At 62.2% G+C, this 18,162-nt stretch carries 2 protein-coding genes; both read left to right on the top strand.

Annotated elements, in window-relative coordinates; translation table 11 throughout:
• Positions 1 to 24: 24 nt before the first annotated feature.
• The gene (locus BJD99_RS00855) at positions 25 to 5,775 is read left to right on the top strand and encodes a non-ribosomal peptide synthetase (RefSeq protein WP_306294077.1); all 5,751 of its coding nucleotides are present in this window, start codon (positions 25 to 27) and stop codon (positions 5,773 to 5,775) included.
• 385 nt (positions 5,776 to 6,160) lie between these two features.
• On the top strand, positions 6,161 to 18,162 hold a 12,002-nt coding region (locus tag BJD99_RS00850), incomplete at its 3' end, for a non-ribosomal peptide synthetase (RefSeq protein WP_084344879.1).

Below are 18,162 nucleotides of genomic sequence, written 5' to 3'. Positions count from 1 at the left end.
CTGCCGGATTTGTTGGCGTCGGCGGTGGAGCGGAGTCCGGATTCGTCGGCGTTGGTGTGTGGTTCTGCTGAGGTGTCGTATCGGGTGTTGGATTCGTTGTCTTCGCGGTTGGCTCGGGTGTTGGTGGGTGCGGGTGTGGAGGTGGATGGGTTTGTCGGTGTGGCGTTGCCGAGGTCGGTGGATTCGGTGGTGTCGGTGTGGGGTGTGGCGAAGTCCGGTGGTGCTGTGGTGCCGTTCGATCCTGGGTATCCGGTGGAGCGGTTGGAGCGGATGGTGGTGGATTCGGGGGTGCGGGTCGGTGTGACGGTGCGTGAGTTCGTGGGGTTGTTGCCGTTGGGTGTGGAGTGGATCGTGTTGGATGATCCGGCGGTGGTGGCGTTGTTGGCGTCGGTGTCGGGTGATCCGGTGTCGGCGGTGGATCGGGTCGGGCGTTTGCGGGCGGAGTCGGCGGCGTATGTGGTGTATACGTCGGGGTCTACTGGGGTTCCGAAGGGTGTGGTGGTGACGCAGGCGGGGTTGGCGAATTTTGCGGTGGAGCAGCGTGATCGGTATGGGTTGACGGGGGAGTCGCGGACGTTGCATTTTGCGTCGCCGAGTTTCGATGCGTCGATGTTGGAGTTGTTGTTGGCGGTGGGTGCGTCGTCGACGATGGTGGTGGCGGAGGCGTCGGTGTTCGGTGGGGTGGAGTTGTGGGAGTTGTTGGTTTCGGAGCGGGTGTCGCATGCGTTCGTGACTCCGGCTGCGTTGGCGTCGGTGGATCCGGTGGGGTTGGTCGATCTTCGGGTTGTGGTGGTCGGTGGTGAGGCGTGGTCGCCTGAGTTGTTGGGTCGGTGGGCGGTGGAGCGTGGTGTTGGTGTTGGTGTTGGTGTGCGTGAGTTTTTCAATGGGTATGGTCCGACGGAGACGACGATCATGTCCAATATTTCGGATGCTTTGGTCGCGGGGGATGAGATATCGATCGGTGCCCCGATCCGCGGGATGTCCGCCGCTGTACTCGACGATCGGTTGCGTCCAGTACTCGGCGGCGCGAAGGGTGAGTTGTACCTCTGGGGCCCCGGTGTGGCGCGTGGCTACCACAGTCGAATGGGGCTCACAGCAGGACGATTCGTCGCCAATCCGCTGGTCGAGGACGGCACACGGATGTACCGCACGGGTGACGTCGTTCGCCGTCTGCCCGACTCGCATGACATCGAGTACGTGGGGCGCAGTGATTTTCAGGTGAAGGTGCGTGGTTTCCGGATCGAGTTGGGTGAGATCGACGCTGTGGTGACCTCGCATCCGGGGGTCGAGTTCGCGGTGACGGTTGCGCGTTCGGGGGAGCAGGGGGTGGCGGGCGCGACGGTGTTGGTGTCGTATGTGTTGCCTGCTGCGGGTTCGGATCTGGATGTGTTGGAGATTCGGGGGTGGGTGAAGAAGCGGTTGCCGCGACACATGGTGCCTTCGCAGGTGGTCGCTCTCGACGAGTTGCCGCTGACTCCGGTGGGCAAGTTGGACCGGGCTGCTTTGCCGGAGCCTGCGGCTGTGGTGCGGGAGTTCCGGGAGCCGGAGTCGGAGTCGGAGCGGGTGGTGGCGGGTGTGTTCGAGGATGTGCTCGATGTCGATCGGGCGGGGCTCGATGACGACTTCTTCGAGTTGGGCGGCAACTCACTGATCGCAACGCAAGTTGCGTCGCGACTGAGTTCGGCGCTCGGGCGCGCGGTGTCGGTCCGAACTCTGTTCGAGAGTTCGTCCGTGGGATCACTCGCTGCATCGGTGGACGATGCTTCGGAGATTGTCCAGCGACCACCGCTGACGACGTTCGAACGACCTTCCCGTATTCCACTGTCCCTTGCGCAGCAACGGTATTGGTTTCTCAATCAGTTCGACACCTCTTCGGTCGTGGACAACATCCCGATCGCGGTGCGGTTGTCGGGGGCTCTCGATGTCGCAGCGCTTCAGGCCGCGGTCGCAGACGTCGTCGACCGGCACGAGGTACTTCGGACCTTGTACCCGAACGAACCGCTTGGTCCCTCGCAGTCGGTTCTGCCCGCGGCGAGTGCCGTTCCCGACCTGACGCCGGTCGCGGTGCGATCCGAGGACATTCCTGCGCGCGTGCGCGAGGCAGTGACGAGACAGTTCGACGTCACCGAGGCGCCACCGGTGTTCGTCAGGCTGTATGCCGTCGACCAGGCGACCGGGGATCTGAATGGCGAGTACGTGCTGGTGATCGTCGTACATCACATCAGTGCGGACGGATCCTCTCTGCCCGTACTCGTGCGGGACGTCATGATGGCATATTCGGCCCGTGCCGCCGGCCATGCTCCGCAGTGGTCGCCGTTGCCGGTGCACTACGCCGACTTCGCTCTGTGGCAGCGCGAAGTGCTGGGCGACGAGTCCGATCCCGACTCGATGCTCAGTACACAGATCGCATACTGGCAGGAGCACCTACGCGGAGTCGCTCCTGTGATGGACCTGCCTACCGATCGGCGCCGACCGGAACAGCAGTCGTTTGCAGGCGCGGCAGTGCGTACGACCCTTACCGAGGAGGTACACCGGACTCTCGTCAGTGTCGCGCACGCGCACGAGGCCTCACTGTTCATGGTCGTCCACACTGCTTTGGCCGCATTCCTGAGCCGGATGAGCAGCTCCGGCGACGTCGTAGTCGGTACTCCCATTGCAGGTCGCGTCGATCAGGCGCTGGACGGACTCATCGGCATGTTCGTCAATACCCTCGTGCTCCGGACCCGGGTCGACGCGAGTTCCAGCTTCCTCGAGGCGCTCGCCGACGTACGGGAAGTGGATCTCGCGGCATTCGCGCATTCCGATGTGCCCTTCGAGCGGGTCGTCGAAGCCATCAATCCGCCACGATCCTCCGAATACAGCCCACTCTTCCAGGTCGGCTTCTCGTTTCAGAACATCGCACAGGAGTCGCTCCAGCTTCCGGATCTGACCGTTCGGCCGGTCGAATTCGAATCGAACGTTGCCAAGTCCGATGTGCACTTCACTATCACCGAAAGTTCGGAACGCAGTGGCGATTCTGCGTTCGGTATCGAACTGGCATATGCAACAGATCTTTTCGACGAGAGTACGGCGCAATCGATGCTCGATCGATATGTACGCGTGCTCGACGCCGTAGCCGCAAATCCCATGGTGCTGATCGGCGACATCGAACTGATGACCGAGCCCGAACGTCGATCGATGGTCTTCTCCGCCGACCGGACGGCGCATCCGGTCGCTGAATCGACGTTGATTTCGATGTTCGAGGCGTGGGTGGCCGAAACCCCGGACGCCGAAGCTGTTGTTGCCGAAGGGCAACGAATGACTTTCCGGCAGTTCGATTCGCGGGTCAACGCGACGGCTCGATACCTGATCGAACGTGGAATCGGACCGGAGTCCGTTGTGGCACTGTCGATCCCGCGAGGCGTCGACCTGTTGGTGGTGATGTACGCGGTAGTCAAGACCGGTGCCGCCTACGTTCCTCTCGACGGTGAGCATCCGGCCGATCGCAATGCCTACATCGTCGATACCGTCGCTCCTGCGCTTGTCGTCACCGGTCCTGGTGACAGCGGGGACTGGCAGAGCACGGCGCCGACGGTGTCGGTGGACGAGATCGACTCCTCCGAGTACTCCGGTGGCCCCATCGGAGACTCCGAGCGCGCCGCGCCGGTGCGACCGGACAACACGGCTTACGTCATTTTCACCTCGGGTTCGACCGGAAAGCCCAAGGGAGTGGCAGTCTCCCACCGAGCGATCGTCAATCAGCTGCAGTGGCTGCGTGCCAGCTTCCAAACCGGCCCTGGCGATGTCGTGTTGATGCACACCGCGGTGACGTTCGATCTGTCCGTCTGGGAATACTGGGGCGCACTCGCCGCAGGCAGCACAGTGGTCATCGCTGCGCCCCGATCACATCCGGATCCTGCTTATCTCCTCGCCTTGATGCGTTCGGAGAATGTGACGACCCTCGGTGTGGTGCCGGCGATGCTGAACACCCTTCTGATGCAAGCCGAAGGGGTACTGCCCACATCTATCGAGCGTGTTTACGCGATCGGCGAGGAACTCGCCGCAGGCCTCGCTCAGTGGTTCCGCCGAGGCAACTCGGGGAAGCTGGTCAATCTCTACGGGCCGACCGAAGCTGCGGTATCGGTGACCTGTCACGAGGTGGTGCCGGAAGATGTCGGCGGCGTGCCCATCGGCCTTCCGGTGTGGAACACCGGCACTCTCGTCTTGGATTCTCGAATGAACCTCGTTCCGGCAGGAGTCGGCGGAGATCTGTACCTCACCGGCGTCCAGTTGGCGCGTGGCTACACCTCACGAACGGCACTGACCTCCGAGCGTTTCGTCGCCGACCCGTTCGGACCGAACGGGTCTCGAATGTACCGAACCGGTGATCTCGCCCGATGGAATCGCGATGGTGAGCTCGAGTACCTCGGTCGATCGGACGAGCAGGTGAAAGTGCACGGCTACCGCATCGAGCTGGGCGAGATCGAGTCGGTTCTTCGCACCCACTCTGACGTGAACGACGCAGCCGTCGTCGCGCGTGAGGACGGAAATTCGGGTCACCGGCTGGTTGCCTACGTCGTTCCGGCTGCAGATCGATCGATCGATCGAGACTCGCTGCAGGCGCTGGCAGCCGAGGAGTTGCCGTCGTACATGAAGCCCGCAGCCTTTGTCGTTCTCGATCGACTTCCGTTGAATCCGAGCGGCAAGGTGGATCGTCGAGCCCTTCCCGATCCCGTATTCGACAAGGTGCACTACAAGGCGCCGAGCAGTGAGACCGAAGCTCTGGTCGCACGGGTGTTCGCCGATACTCTGGGCACCGAGGACGTCGGCGTGGACGACGACTTCTTCGATCTCGGTGGCAACTCGATGGTCGCCGTCCGAATGGTGGGCGTGCTGAGTTCAGCGGTCGGTCGCGATGTACCTCTTCCCTGGGTTTTCGGAAGTTCGACACCCGCAGAGCTGGCCGCACGCCTCGACCGCGAACCGTCGACGTCGAGTGCCGGACGCGTTCCCGGCGGACCACTCGACGTTCTCGTCACGCTCCGCGAGGGAAGCGCGGACCAAGCGCTCTTCTGCTTCCACCCGATCACGGGCACCGCGTGGGCGTTCGCAGGACTGGCGCCGCATCTCGATGCCGATCGACCTGTCTACGGTCTTCAATCTCCCGCGCTGTCCGGTGCTGCACTCCCGATCTCGATCGAAGCCTGGGCCGAGCTGTACGTGCACGAGATTCGCGCCGTTCAGCCGGTCGGGCCCTACCACCTACTCGGATGGTCGATGGGTGGTGTAATTGCGCACGCAGTTGCGGTTCGGCTTCGTACTCTGGGGGAGAGCGTCGAGACGCTCGCCGTGATGGATGCGACCCTCGGTACGGCCGAAGGTCGTACGACGGCGATACCGACAATGGTCGATCTCGTCGGTGAGTTCGGTGGGGAAACAGACCGCGATGTCGCCGATTTCGACGTACAGGACGCGGTGGATCTGGTTGCGACCCTGCCGCCGCCCTTCGACTCGCTGACCAGAGATCGGATCGAGATCATTTTCGGCGGGATTCGGCGCTCCGCCGAACTCCTGGAGGAATATCGGCCGAGCAGGTTCGATGGGGAGCTGCTGTACTTCACCGCCGAACTCGACGACCCCTCGGGCGAGTCCGGCGCGTCTACCTGGAAGTCGGCTGTCGACGCCGAACGTACGGTCAACTATCCAGTGGAGACGACCCACTGGAAGATGGCCTCGCCCGCATCGTTGGGATTGATCGGACCGATTCTGAACAAGTGGATCCTCGGCGGTCGCTGATCCGACAGGTGACGTTATCCACGACCTCGCGGTGACGGCACGTACCTCGGCGAATCATCCGAGTGAATGATTTACCCGACCATAACGGTCCTCGCGCCCGGTACGGCCCTCGGTAACGTCTGCCTGTCGTGAGCGATGGGGTATACATGGACGACAATTTGTCGTTGTAAACCTGTACGGGGCGACTGCAGGAACTCGGTCTTTTCGAGTACTCGGTTCGACCTCGGATCGAGATCAAAGGGTGAGTCTTGTTCAAGTCTGAGTTGTCTGTTTCCGTGCCCGTCGAAGTCGAGCTTCGATGAGTGGCGACGGCCAGAACAGCTCGGCCAGCACTACCTCTCCAGGAACATCCCGCTCGACGGCACGACCTCGGCGAACTCCGCGCGTGCGACGCCCGCGCATCCCACTTCTGCCCGACATTTTACTTGCTGCGGTCGAGTCCGATCCGTCGGCTTCGGCACTGTCTTTCGAAGGCACAGACCTCTCGTATGCCGAGGTGGACGCGTGGTCGAGCCGGCTGGCACGGGCCCTGATCGGGCGCGGCCTCGGCGCCGACGACGTCGTTGCAGTCGCGATGAAGAGGTCGGCTTCGTCCGTTCGATCCGTGTGGGGTATCGCCAAATCGGGCGCCACCTTCCTGCCGGTGGATCCCAACTATCCTGCCGATCGCATCGATCACATGCTCACCGATTCGGGCGCTCGCTTCGGTGTGACCGTGTCGGAATTCGTCGATGCTCTGCCAAAGACGGTGGATTGGCTCGTCCTCGACGACCCGGTTTCCGTCGCCGAGTTGGGCGGCAACGACGACTCGCCGGTAATGGCAGCCGACCGCGTGCGGCCACTGCACGCGACGCATGGCTGCTACATGATCTACACCTCGGGCTCGACTGGAGTGCCCAAAGGCGTGGTCGTCACCCATGCGGGCCTGAGCGATCTCGCCGTCGAGTTGCGCGAGCTGTACTCACTCACGAGCTCGTCGCGAACCCTGCACTTCGCCTCACCCAGCTTCGACGCTTCGGTCTTCGAACTCCTCATGGCAGTGACGGCGTCGTCGACGATGGTTGTCGCACCTCCTTCGGTGTACGGAGGAATGGAGCTTGCCGAGCTGTTGCGAGAGGAACGAGTCACTCACGCGGTCATCACGCCCGCTGCACTGGCGTCGGTCGATCCTGCAGGCTTGGTCGATCTCGAGATGGTCCTCTCGGCGGGTGAGGCGTGTCCGCCGGAGCTCGTGAGCAAATGGGCCGTGGATCGGCCGGCCGGCCGGCGAAGGTTCTTCAACGGCTACGGTCCGACCGAGGCCACAATCATGGCTACGTGCAGTAGTGCATTGGACCCAGGCGCGACGGTATCGATCGGCGGCCCCATCCGTGGAATGTCGGCGGCTGTTCTCGACGACCGGTTACGACCGGCGATCGCAGGTTCCAAGGGGGAGCTGTATCTGTGGGGTGCAGCCCTCGCCCGCGGTTACCACGGCAAGGAGGCGCTCACCGCCGACCGATTCGTCGCAAACCCGTTCGCAAACGATGGTTCGCGGATGTATCGCACCGGAGACATCGTCAGATGGCGTCACTCTTCCAACGTCCTCGAATACTCCGGACGCAGTGATTTTCAAGTCAAGATCCGCGGATTCCGTATCGAACTCGGCGAGATCGATTCTGCACTGACGGCACACAGCGGAGTCGATTTCGCGGTAACCGTGGCACGCGAGGGCGTCGGCGGTGCAGCAGGCGCAGGCGCAGAGTCCGGCGGCGGTGCGGGTTCGGCCATGCTCGTGTCCTACGTCCTCGCGGTCGAGGGAGTGGCGTTGAGTACGGCGGACCTGACGCAGTTCGTCGCAGACACACTTCCGCGGCATATGGTTCCGACGGCGATCGTGTTGATCGACGAGCTTCCGCTGACACCGGTGGGCAAGCTGGACCGAGCTGCATTGCCGGACCCGGTTCTCCTCGCACGCGAGTTCCGAGCACCCGAGAGTCCGACACAACGCGTCGTAGCCGGCGTGTTCTCCGAGTTGCTGGACCTACCCCGGGTCGGTCTGGACGACGACTTTTTCGAGCTCGGTGGAAACTCGCTGATCGCGACCCAAGTTGTCGCGCGTATCGGTGCGGCCCTCGACACCACAATCTCGGTTCGCTCGCTGTTCGACTATTCGTCGGTAGTTCGCTTCGCCGAGTCGGTCGATGCGCAGAACAATGTCGGACACCGAACACCCTTGACCGCACGCTCACGTCCGGAGCCGATCCCTCTCTCGCTCGCGCAACGGCGAATGTGGTTCATGAATCGGTTGGAGCCGGAATCGGCGATCAACAACCTCCCCCTCGCAGTGAGACTGACGGGCGAGCTGAACACGGCGGCCCTGTCACAGGCGGTGTTCGATGTCGTGAACCGACACGAGACACTGCGAACGTACTACCCAGAGAAGAACGGTGACGGCCATCAGGTCGTCCTCGACGCCGTGGATGTCGCTCCCCGGCTCGTACCTGTTCCTGTGGCCGACTCCGAGACTGTCGGTGTGCTGCAGGCCATGACCCTGGCTCCGTTCGACCTCACCACCGAAGTTCCCCTGCGTGCGCAGCTGCTGGCGATCGGCGACGGGGATTACGTGCTTGCGCTAGTCACCCATCACATCACCGCCGACGGTGCGTCGTTGGCTCCGCTGACGCGAGACCTGATGACGGCGTACGTCTCTCGTGCTGCAGGCATCGAACCGGCGTGGACGCCCCTGCGTGTTCAGTACACGGACTACACGCTGTGGCAGCACGAAGTCCTCGGGTCCTCCGACGATCCGACGTCGCAGATCGCCGTACAGGAATCGTTCTGGAAGTCCGAGCTGGAGGGAATCCCGTCACAGCTGGACCTACCGACCGACCGACCACGCCCGTCGGTGCAATCCAGTGCGGGCGGCACCGTGGATTTCGAAATTTCCGGCACCACGCACAGAGCACTCCTCGAACTCGCCAAGTCCAAGAACGCCACGTTTTTCATGGTCGCCCACGCGGCGCTGGCTGTTCTGCTTGCTCGGTTGTCCAACGTCGACGACGTCGTCATCGGAGCGCCGATCGCGGGTCGCGGGGACGAGCAACTCGACGATCTCGTCGGAATGTTCGTCAACACCCTTCCGCTGCGAACTCGATTGGACCCGACCGAGCCATTCGTGGATCTATTGGGGCGGGTGCAGGAGTCGGATCTGCAAGCATTCGGCCACGACGCGGTTCCTTTCGAACGGCTCGTGGAGGTGCTCGACCCTGAGCGCTCGCCTTCCCGACATCCGATCTTCCAGGTCGCGATCTTCCTGCAGAACATGACGCAACAAGGTCTGGAACTTCCGTCCCTCGCGGTCACGCCGGTGCCCATGGACGGCGCTTTGGCGAAGTTCGATCTGCAGTTCACTCTCGCCGGTGCCGATACCAGGCACGGCGACGGCGGTCCCATCGCTGCCCAGATCACTTACGCAACAGCACTGTTCGACGAGAAGACGGTACAGTCCCTTGCTCGTCGGTACTGTCGAATTCTGGATGCCATCGCAGCCGATCCAGTCGATCTGGTCGGCGAACTCGATCTCCTCGGCGACGCCGAACGCCAAATGTTGCTGCGCGACTGGAACGACACCCACCACGCACTTACGGGCGAGTCGAACTTGCTGTCGAAATTCGACGATCGGGTAGTCAGCCACCCAGACCACATTGCTGTGATCCTCGAAGATCGATCCCTGACCTACCGGGAGTTCGACAGTCAGGTCGATTCGCTGGCACGAGCGCTGATCGCTCGCGGAATCGGACCCGAGGCACGCGTGGCTGTCGCGATCCGGCGATCGCTGGATCTGGTCGTCGGTATCTACGCTGTACTGCGCGCCGGGGCAGCGTTCGTTCCGGTCGATCCGGACCACCCCGAAAGTCGCGTTCGGTACATCGTGGAGGCAGCCGGTCCCGCCTGTGTGCTCGTGTCCGGCGACCACGATCGTGAACTCTTCGGCGATGTCGCGATCCTCGACGTCACCGAAGTCGACACTGTTTCCGGAGAGCACAGCGCGACTGTCACCGACTCGGACCGCGTCGCTACGTTGACGCCCGACAACACTGCCTATGTCATTTTCACCTCGGGATCGACCGGCAAGCCCAAGGGTGTTGCCGTCTCACATCGCGCCGTCGTCAACCAAATGGCATGGATGCGAACGGAATACGGCCTCACCGCGGCGGATGTATACCTGCAGAAGACCGCAACCACATTCGACGTGTCGCTATGGGGATTCTTCCTCCCTCTCCAGGTAGGTGCGTCGCTCGTGCTCGCGACCCCGGACGGACACCGCGACCCCGCATACATCGCAGATACCATCGCGGAGCATTCCGTCACGCTCACCGACTTCGTGCCTTCCATGCTGACAACGTTCACGGCACATGCCTCGGGACTTTCCTGCAGGAGCCTCAGGCACGTCTTCGTCATCGGCGAGGCATTCCCGCTCGAAACCGCGAACGCATTCCGTGCGATCTCCTCGGCCGGTCTACATAACTTGTACGGTCCGACCGAGGCTGCAGTGTCGGTGACGTATTGGGAGTCGACCGCTTCGGACAGCGGCACCGTTCCTATCGGCAGGCCCGAGTGGAACACGGCGGCAGTCGTTCTCGACTCGCAGCTGCGGATCGTTCCGGCGGGCACGGCAGGCGAACTGTATCTCTCCGGCGTTCAACTGGCCCGCGGATACCTGGGTCGACCCGATCTGACATTCGACCGATTCGTCGCAGACCCGACCGGGACTCCGGGTACGCGTATGTATCGGACGGGGGACCTCGCTCGGTGGCGCCTGAGCAAGAATGGTGAGCCGGGTATTCTGGAATACATCGGACGCACCGACTTTCAGGTGAAATTTCGCGGACAGCGAATAGAACTCGGCGAAATCGAAACGGCACTGCTCGCGCACCCCACCATCAACCAAGCCGTCGTACTCGTCGTCACCGTGGCCTCGAGCGATCATCTCGTCGCATACGTCGTTCCGAGACCAGGTATGTCGGTGGACGTCGCCTCGGTCCGGACCGGTCTCGGCCGACTTCTCCCCACCTACATGGTCCCTGCGGCAGTTGTCGTTCTGGATGCGTTCCCGCTGAACTCGAGTGGGAAGCTCGACCGGAAGGCGCTTCCCGAGCCCACCTTCGAGACTCGGGAGTTTCGGGCGCCGACCACGCCGGTCGAAGAGATCGTCGCCTCGATATTCGCGGAAGTACTCCGTATCGATCGTGTCGGGCTCGACGATGACTTCTTCAGCCTCGGTGGCAACTCACTGATCGCTACCCGGGTAGTTGCGAGACTCGGGGAGGCGCTCGACGCGCGTGTGCCGGTGCGATCGTTGTTCGAGGCGTCGGGGGTCGAGACACTGGCTGCACGCTTGGAAAGTTCCGTCGGTAGCGGCGCACGCGCCCAGCTCACCCGACAGGTACGGCCCGAACGCATCCCATTGTCGCTTGCGCAGCAACGCATGTGGTTTCTCAATCAGCTCGACTCCTCCTCCGCCGCCTACAATTTGCCGGTTGCCATTCGGCTACGAGGCGATCTCGATGTGATGGCGTTGTGCACGGCCCTCGAAGATGTGGTCGATCGTCATGAGTCGCTGCGCACTGTCTATCCGTCGATCGACGGACAGCCCCACCAGAACATTCTTTCGGGTGCAGACGCGACCGTCGGGTTCACGCCGGAGACCGTGTCGGAATCCGACCTCGGCGACCGCTTGATCGGGCTCTTCGGACGAGGTTTCGACGTGTCGATCGAGATACCGCTCCGTGCAGAACTCTTCGTGGTCGGTGAAGACGATCATGTACTCGCTGTGGTGGTTCACCACATCAGTTCCGATGGATACTCGATGGGGCCACTCGCCCGCGACGTGATGTCTGCTTACGTTGCGCGAGCATCAGGTGAGTCACCGAACTGGGCACCGCTCGCGGTTCAGTATGCCGACTATGCGCTGTGGCAGCGTGCGTCATTGGGGAAAGAGACAGACCCCGGGTCCCTCGCCGAAGTCCAATTGTCGTACTGGGCCGAAAAGCTTTCCGGCATCGCGACCGAAATAGAACTGCCGAAGGATCGTCCACGCCCGACAGTGGCAAGCAATACCGGTCGGACCGTGACCATCACCCTCGACGGTAAGAGTATCGAAGCTCTCGATGTGCTTGCGCGAGAGAATAATTCGTCGCGCTTCATGGCAGTGCACACGATTCTCGCTGTCCTTCTCGCACGATTGTCGGGAACCGACGACATCGCAATCGGAACACCGGTTGCAGGCCGGGGCGACGCGTCTCTCGACGATGTGATCGGCATGTTCGTCAACACCCTGGTGCTTCGTACCGAGCTCGATCTCGGAGCGGACTTTCCGACGCTGCTCGCTGCGACTCGCGAGGTCGACCTCGAAGCGTTCGCCCACGCAGACATACCGTTCGAGCGTGTGGTCGACGTGGTGGCCCCGGAGCGCTCGCAGGCGCGTCATCCGCTTTTCCAAGTGATGTTGGCGTTCCAGAACATGGAGCGTCGAACATTCGAGCTACCCCAACTAGCGGTCACTCCTGTCGATCTCGATTTCGAGATCGCCAAATTCGATCTTCAGGTAACGGTGCTCGAGTCAGGTGGCGCGGGCGGCTCCCCACAGGGGATGACTGTGCAGTTCGCCTATGCCGTGGACTTGTTCGACCATCAGACCGTCGTCTCCTTCGCAGATCGGTTTCTGCGTCTGCTGAGCGGCATCCTCGCTCAGCCGAAGAGTGCAGTCGGAGACGTCGATGTGTTCGGTCCAGGAGAACGAGATCTGGTGCTGCGGCAGTGGTCCGGTTCCTCGGTCGCGCCGATTCCCCAGCCCGAGCACCGGACCCTGGCCGCTCGATTCGACGATCAGGTAGCGGCAGCTCCGATGGCTCAGGCACTCGTGTACGAGGACGAGCGGCTGAGCTATGAGGAACTCGCAATGCGAGCAAATCGGCTGGCCCGACTTCTGATCGCTCACGGGGTCGGCCCGGAAACTCTCGTAGCGGTCGTCATGCCTCGGTCGGTCGATCTCGTAGTCGCCGTTCTCGCCGTCATTGCCTCGGGCGCAGGTTACGTCCCGATCGACCCTTCGTACCCACAGGAGAGAATCGATTACGTCCTCGAAGACTCCGCGCCGGCTGTTGTTCTCACCTGGTCCGGTCGCGAGGCGCGGCTCGGAGGTTCAGCTTCTGTTCTCGATGTTGACACCCTGGATCTGAATGCGATGTCGGGCACAGCGGTCGGTGACCACGACCGCACCGCAACGCTTCGGCCTTCGGACGTGGCGTACGTGATCTACACGTCCGGATCGACTGGCCTGCCGAAGGGCGTTGCTGTACCACATGACGCCGTCGGTCGGCTGCTCGATGGAACAGATAGCTTGTTCTCTTTCGATTCCGCCGACACCTGGACGCTGTTTCACTCATACGCCTTCGACTTCTCGGTGTGGGAACTGTGGGGTCCATTGCTACACGGTGGAACTCTCGTCGTGGTCGACTACTTCACCTCGCGCTCTCCGGATCTCTTCCGCCAGATGCTCATCCGGGAAAACGTGACGGTTCTGAATCAGACACCCTCGGCATTCCACCAATTGGCGGAGATCGACCGTATGGAAGGCGGGACGGCACTCTCCGCTTTGCGCTACATCGTATTCGGCGGCGAGCCCCTGGAACTCCGTCGTCTGACACCATGGTTCGACCGCTACGGTGATCGCGCGCCGCGCCTGGTGAACATGTACGGCATCACCGAGACGACAGTTCACGTCTCGCACCGTGAACTGGACTCGGCACTGGTCGCGTCGGCATCGGGTTCCGTTGTCGGCGGTGCTATTCCAGGATTGCGAATCCACATCCTCGACACCCGTCTTGCCCCGGTTCCACCCGGGGTCGCAGGCGAGTTGTACATCGGTGGCGATCAGGTGGCGCGGGGCTATCTCGGAAGGCACTCGCTCACGGCGACACGTTTCATCGCAGACCCGTTCTCCGCCAGTGGAGTGCGCCTGTACCGATCTGGCGATGTTGCCAGATGGAACGGTGCCGGCGAACTGGAGTTCGTCGGCCGTGCCGACGACCAAGTGAAGATTCGTGGCTTTCGGATCGAACTCGGCGAAATCGAATCGGTGATTCTCGAACTGGATCGAGTCGCACAGGTCGCGGTCGTGGCACGCGAGGACATTCCGGGCACCACTCGACTGGTGGCGTACGTAGTGCCCGGGAACGGAGTGGTGATCGACGACGAAGATCTGCGTAGTCAGGTCTCCGCCGCAGTGCCCGAATACATGGTGCCTGCTGCATTCGTGATACTCGAGTCGATTCCGTTGACTGTCAACGGCAAGCTCGATCGTCGTGCTTTGCCGGCTCCGATGTTGCGCCGCAACGACTTTCAAGCGCCTCGGACCGATGCCGAGCGAATCGTCGGTGAAGTCTTCGCGGATGTTCTCGGCGTCGAGCGAGTGGGAGTCGACGACTCGTTCTTCGCACTCGGTGGCGACAGCATCATGTCGATTCAAGTCGTGTCACGGGTGAAGAGTCGTGGACTGTCGATAACCGCCCGAAACATATTCGAACACAAGACAGTAGCTGCGATCGCGGAGAACGCCACGGCCGTGGACGGGGTGGACTCACCCGGGGTTCTCGACGAGATGCCGGGCGGTGGAGTCGGTCCGATCCCGGCCACTCCGATTGTGGCGCAGATGCTCGAGCGCGGCACAGACCTAGGTCGATACACCCAAAATCTAGTCCTCGAGCTCCCGTTGGGCATAGACACAGATGGGGTGACAGCCACGATTCAGGCCGTTGTCGATCATCATGACGTCCTGCGATCCTCACTGGTCGCGACTGCTGAGCTCGGATCGGTCCATTACGTCGCAGAACGTGGCTCAGTCGACGCGGCCACCTTGCTCCACCGGGTGGAAGTCGATGAGGCAGTGGGTCCGGACGACCTACGAGAATTGGCGCTGATCGAGACGAATCGGGCCATGGACAGGCTGGATCCGTGGAACGGTGCCGTACTGCAGTTCGTGTGGCTCGATCCGGTATCCGTCGAATGCCGAGCTTCCAGAACGGGTCGGCTCGTGGTCGTCGCACATCACCTCGTGGTCGACGGAGTCTCTTGGCGAATTTTCGTCCCCGACCTGGTAAAGGCGTGGATCGCAGTGTCTAGTGGTCAGGCCCCAGCCTTGGAGCCGGTCGGAACATCATTCCGTCGTTGGGCACATGGGCTACGTGACGCGGCGGCATCGGACAAGCGTCGGAACGAACTCGACTACTGGGAATCGGTACTGTCCGGACCTGATGCAATGCTCGGATCCCGGCCGTTCGATTCCACTGTGGATGTCGCCTCGAGCGTCGACCGGGTCGAATTCGAGGTACCGGCCAGCGTCACCGATGCAGTGCTCACGACAATCCCCAGACTGTTCCACGGAAGCGTGAACGACGGGCTGCTCGCCACGTTCATGGTGGCTTTGAATCAGTGGCGGCGGGAGCGCGGTGGAGCAGAGGATCGATCTGCGCTGATTCGGTTCGAGGGACATGGCCGTGAAGAAGAAGCTGTGCCCGGCGCCGATCTCTCGCGCACCGTGGGATGGTTCACGAGCATCTATCCCGTGCGATTCGATCTCGACGAGATCGACCTCGACGATGCATTGGCCGGTGGACCACACCTCGGCAGAGCTATCAAGCTCGTCAAGGAGGCTTTGCGCGCAGTACCCGATCGCGGAATCGGTTTCGGTCAACTTCGATATCTGAATCCCGAGTCGGCCGCGCGATTGGCATCCCAGAGTGTGGGCCAGATCGTCTTCAACTATCTGGGACGGGTCGGACAGGAAACCGTACCGACCGAGTTCAATGGAATCGGGTGGCTCCCGGCCGGTGACCTCGGCGATCTCGCGGGGGATCCGGAGCCGACTATGCCCGCGATGGCGACGCTGGACATCAACTCGGTCGTGATCGGGGATCGTCTCAGTGGATCGATCGCCTTCCCCTCCGGATTGCTCGCTGCCGACGATGTTCGACACCTCACTGATCTATGGGTCGGCGCACTCGGATTGCTCGACGACTACTCCCGGTCGGACGCCGTCGGTGGACATACCCCATCCGACTTCGACCTCGTCCGAACTTCGAGTGCAGACATTGCGCGCTGGGAGGCGGGGTACAGAACGGTCACCGACGTCTGGCCGTTGACCCCGCTGCAGGCCGGGATGTACTTCCTCGGGGGGCTCGACGACAGCATCAGTGCAGACGCCTACACGGTCCAGATCTCGCTGGATCTAGGTGGACACGTCGACGCCGAGCGCCTTCATTCGGCCGCACGGACCCTACTCGAGCGACATCCGAACCTGCGAACCGCTTTCGTCGACGACGAATCAGGGACCCCGGTTCAGATCGTCGTCGACGGGCTCGCTCCGGAATGGACAGAGATCGACCTCACCGCCGAGCCGCTGGACGCGGTAGCCGCGCGTGCGGACCGCATCATGGCGGAAGACAAGCTCCGACGTTTCGACCTGGCCGCCCCGCCGCTACTGCGATTCACTCTGATACGCCGCCACAGTGAGCCGGAGGGCACCACCGCAACGCTTGTTGTGACCAATCATCATGTACTGCTGGATGGTTGGTCTATGCCACTACTCATGCAGGAGTTGATCGTTCTTTACGCCATGGGCGCCGAGTCCGAACACCTTCCGCGAGCCAGGCCATACCGAAACTACCTCTCATGGCTGGTTCAGCGTGATCGTGCGGCGTCTGTCGAAGCCTGGAAGCAGGCACTTGTCGGAGTCTCGGAACCGACTCTGTTGTTTGCCGGTGCAAGTGAAGGCGACGGCGTCGGTATGGGCGAGTATGCGTTGACCCTCTCGGAGGAGAGCACGACGCGATTGTCGTGTGCTGCGTCCGAAATCGGTGTCACGTTGAATACTATGGTTCAAGCATCTTGGGGACTTGTCTCCAGCCGCTTGCTTGCTCGTCGTGACGTCGTGTTCGGCGCGACCGTGTCGGGCCGACCCGCGGAGCTGCCCGGAGTCGAAACGATGGTCGGCTTGTTCATCAACACCGTCCCGGTAAGGGTATCGGTCGATCCCAAAAACACTGTAATGCAGCATTTGTCGACGTTGCAGGCCGAGCAGGCGGACCTGCTCGATCATCACTACACAGGTCTGACCGAGATCGTGGAGGCTGCAGGTGACGGCGCCAAGTTCGACACGCTGGTCGTATTCGAGTCGTACCCGATCGACCGCGAGGCAATTGCCGAGAGCGGCTCCATCGATGGGCTCCGCTTACGAGGGGTACACACTTCCGATGGAAGTCATTACCCGTTGACACTGGTGACGACTGTGGACACGCAGATGCAGGTGCGATTCAAATATCGACGCGACGTGATCGACGAAGAGTCCGTGAAGGCTCTGGCGCAACGATTCTCGCGGGTCATGGAGCGAATGGACGAGGTCGACACGAAGATCGGTTCGATCGATATTCTGGAGACATCCGAACGAGCCCGCTTGACGACCATGTCGAGTGGGCCGGGTGTGTCACCGATTCTGCTGCCGGATTTGTTGGCGTCGGCGGTGGAGCGGAGTCCGGATTCGTCGGCGTTGGTGTGTGGTTCTGCTGAGGTGTCGTATCGGGTGTTGGATTCGTTGTCTTCGCGGTTGGCTCGGGTGTTGGTGGGTGCGGGTGTGGAGGTGGATGGGTTTGTCGGTGTGGCGTTGCCGAGGTCGGTGGATTCGGTGGTGTCGGTGTGGGGTGTGGCGAAGTCCGGTGGTGCTGTGGTGCCGTTCGATCCTGGGTATCCGGTGGAGCGGTTGGAGCGGATGGTGGTGGATTCGGGGGTGCGGGTCGGTGTGACGGTGCGTGAGTTCGTGGGGTTGTTGCCGTTGGGTGTGGAGTGGATCGTGTTGGATGATCCGGCGGTGGTGGCGTTGTTGGCGTCGGTGTCGGGTGATCCGGTGTCGGCGGTGGATCGGGTCGGGCGTTTGCGGGCGGAGTCGGCGGCGTATGTGGTGTATACGTCGGGGTCTACTGGGGTTCCGAAGGGTGTGGTGGTGACGCAGGCGGGGTTGGCGAATTTTGCGGTGGAGCAGCGTGATCGGTATGGGTTGACGGGGGAGTCGCGGACGTTGCATTTTGCGTCGCCGAGTTTCGATGCGTCGATGTTGGAGTTGTTGTTGGCGGTGGGTGCGTCGTCGACGATGGTGGTGGCGGAGGCGTCGGTGTTCGGTGGGGTGGAGTTGTGGGAGTTGTTGGTTTCGGAGCGGGTGTCGCATGCGTTCGTGACTCCGGCTGCGTTGGCGTCGGTGGATCCGGTGGGGTTGGTCGATCTTCGGGTTGTGGTGGTCGGTGGTGAGGCGTGGTCGCCTGAGTTGTTGGGTCGGTGGGCGGTGGAGCGTGGTGT

It is taken from the genome of Rhodococcus sp. 1163 (assembly GCF_002091985.1).
In the GTDB taxonomy this organism is placed as follows: domain Bacteria; phylum Actinomycetota; class Actinomycetes; order Mycobacteriales; family Mycobacteriaceae; genus Rhodococcoides.
The sequence above is the reverse complement of the archived record's forward strand: the minus strand, read 5'-3'. Positions and strand labels throughout refer to the sequence as shown.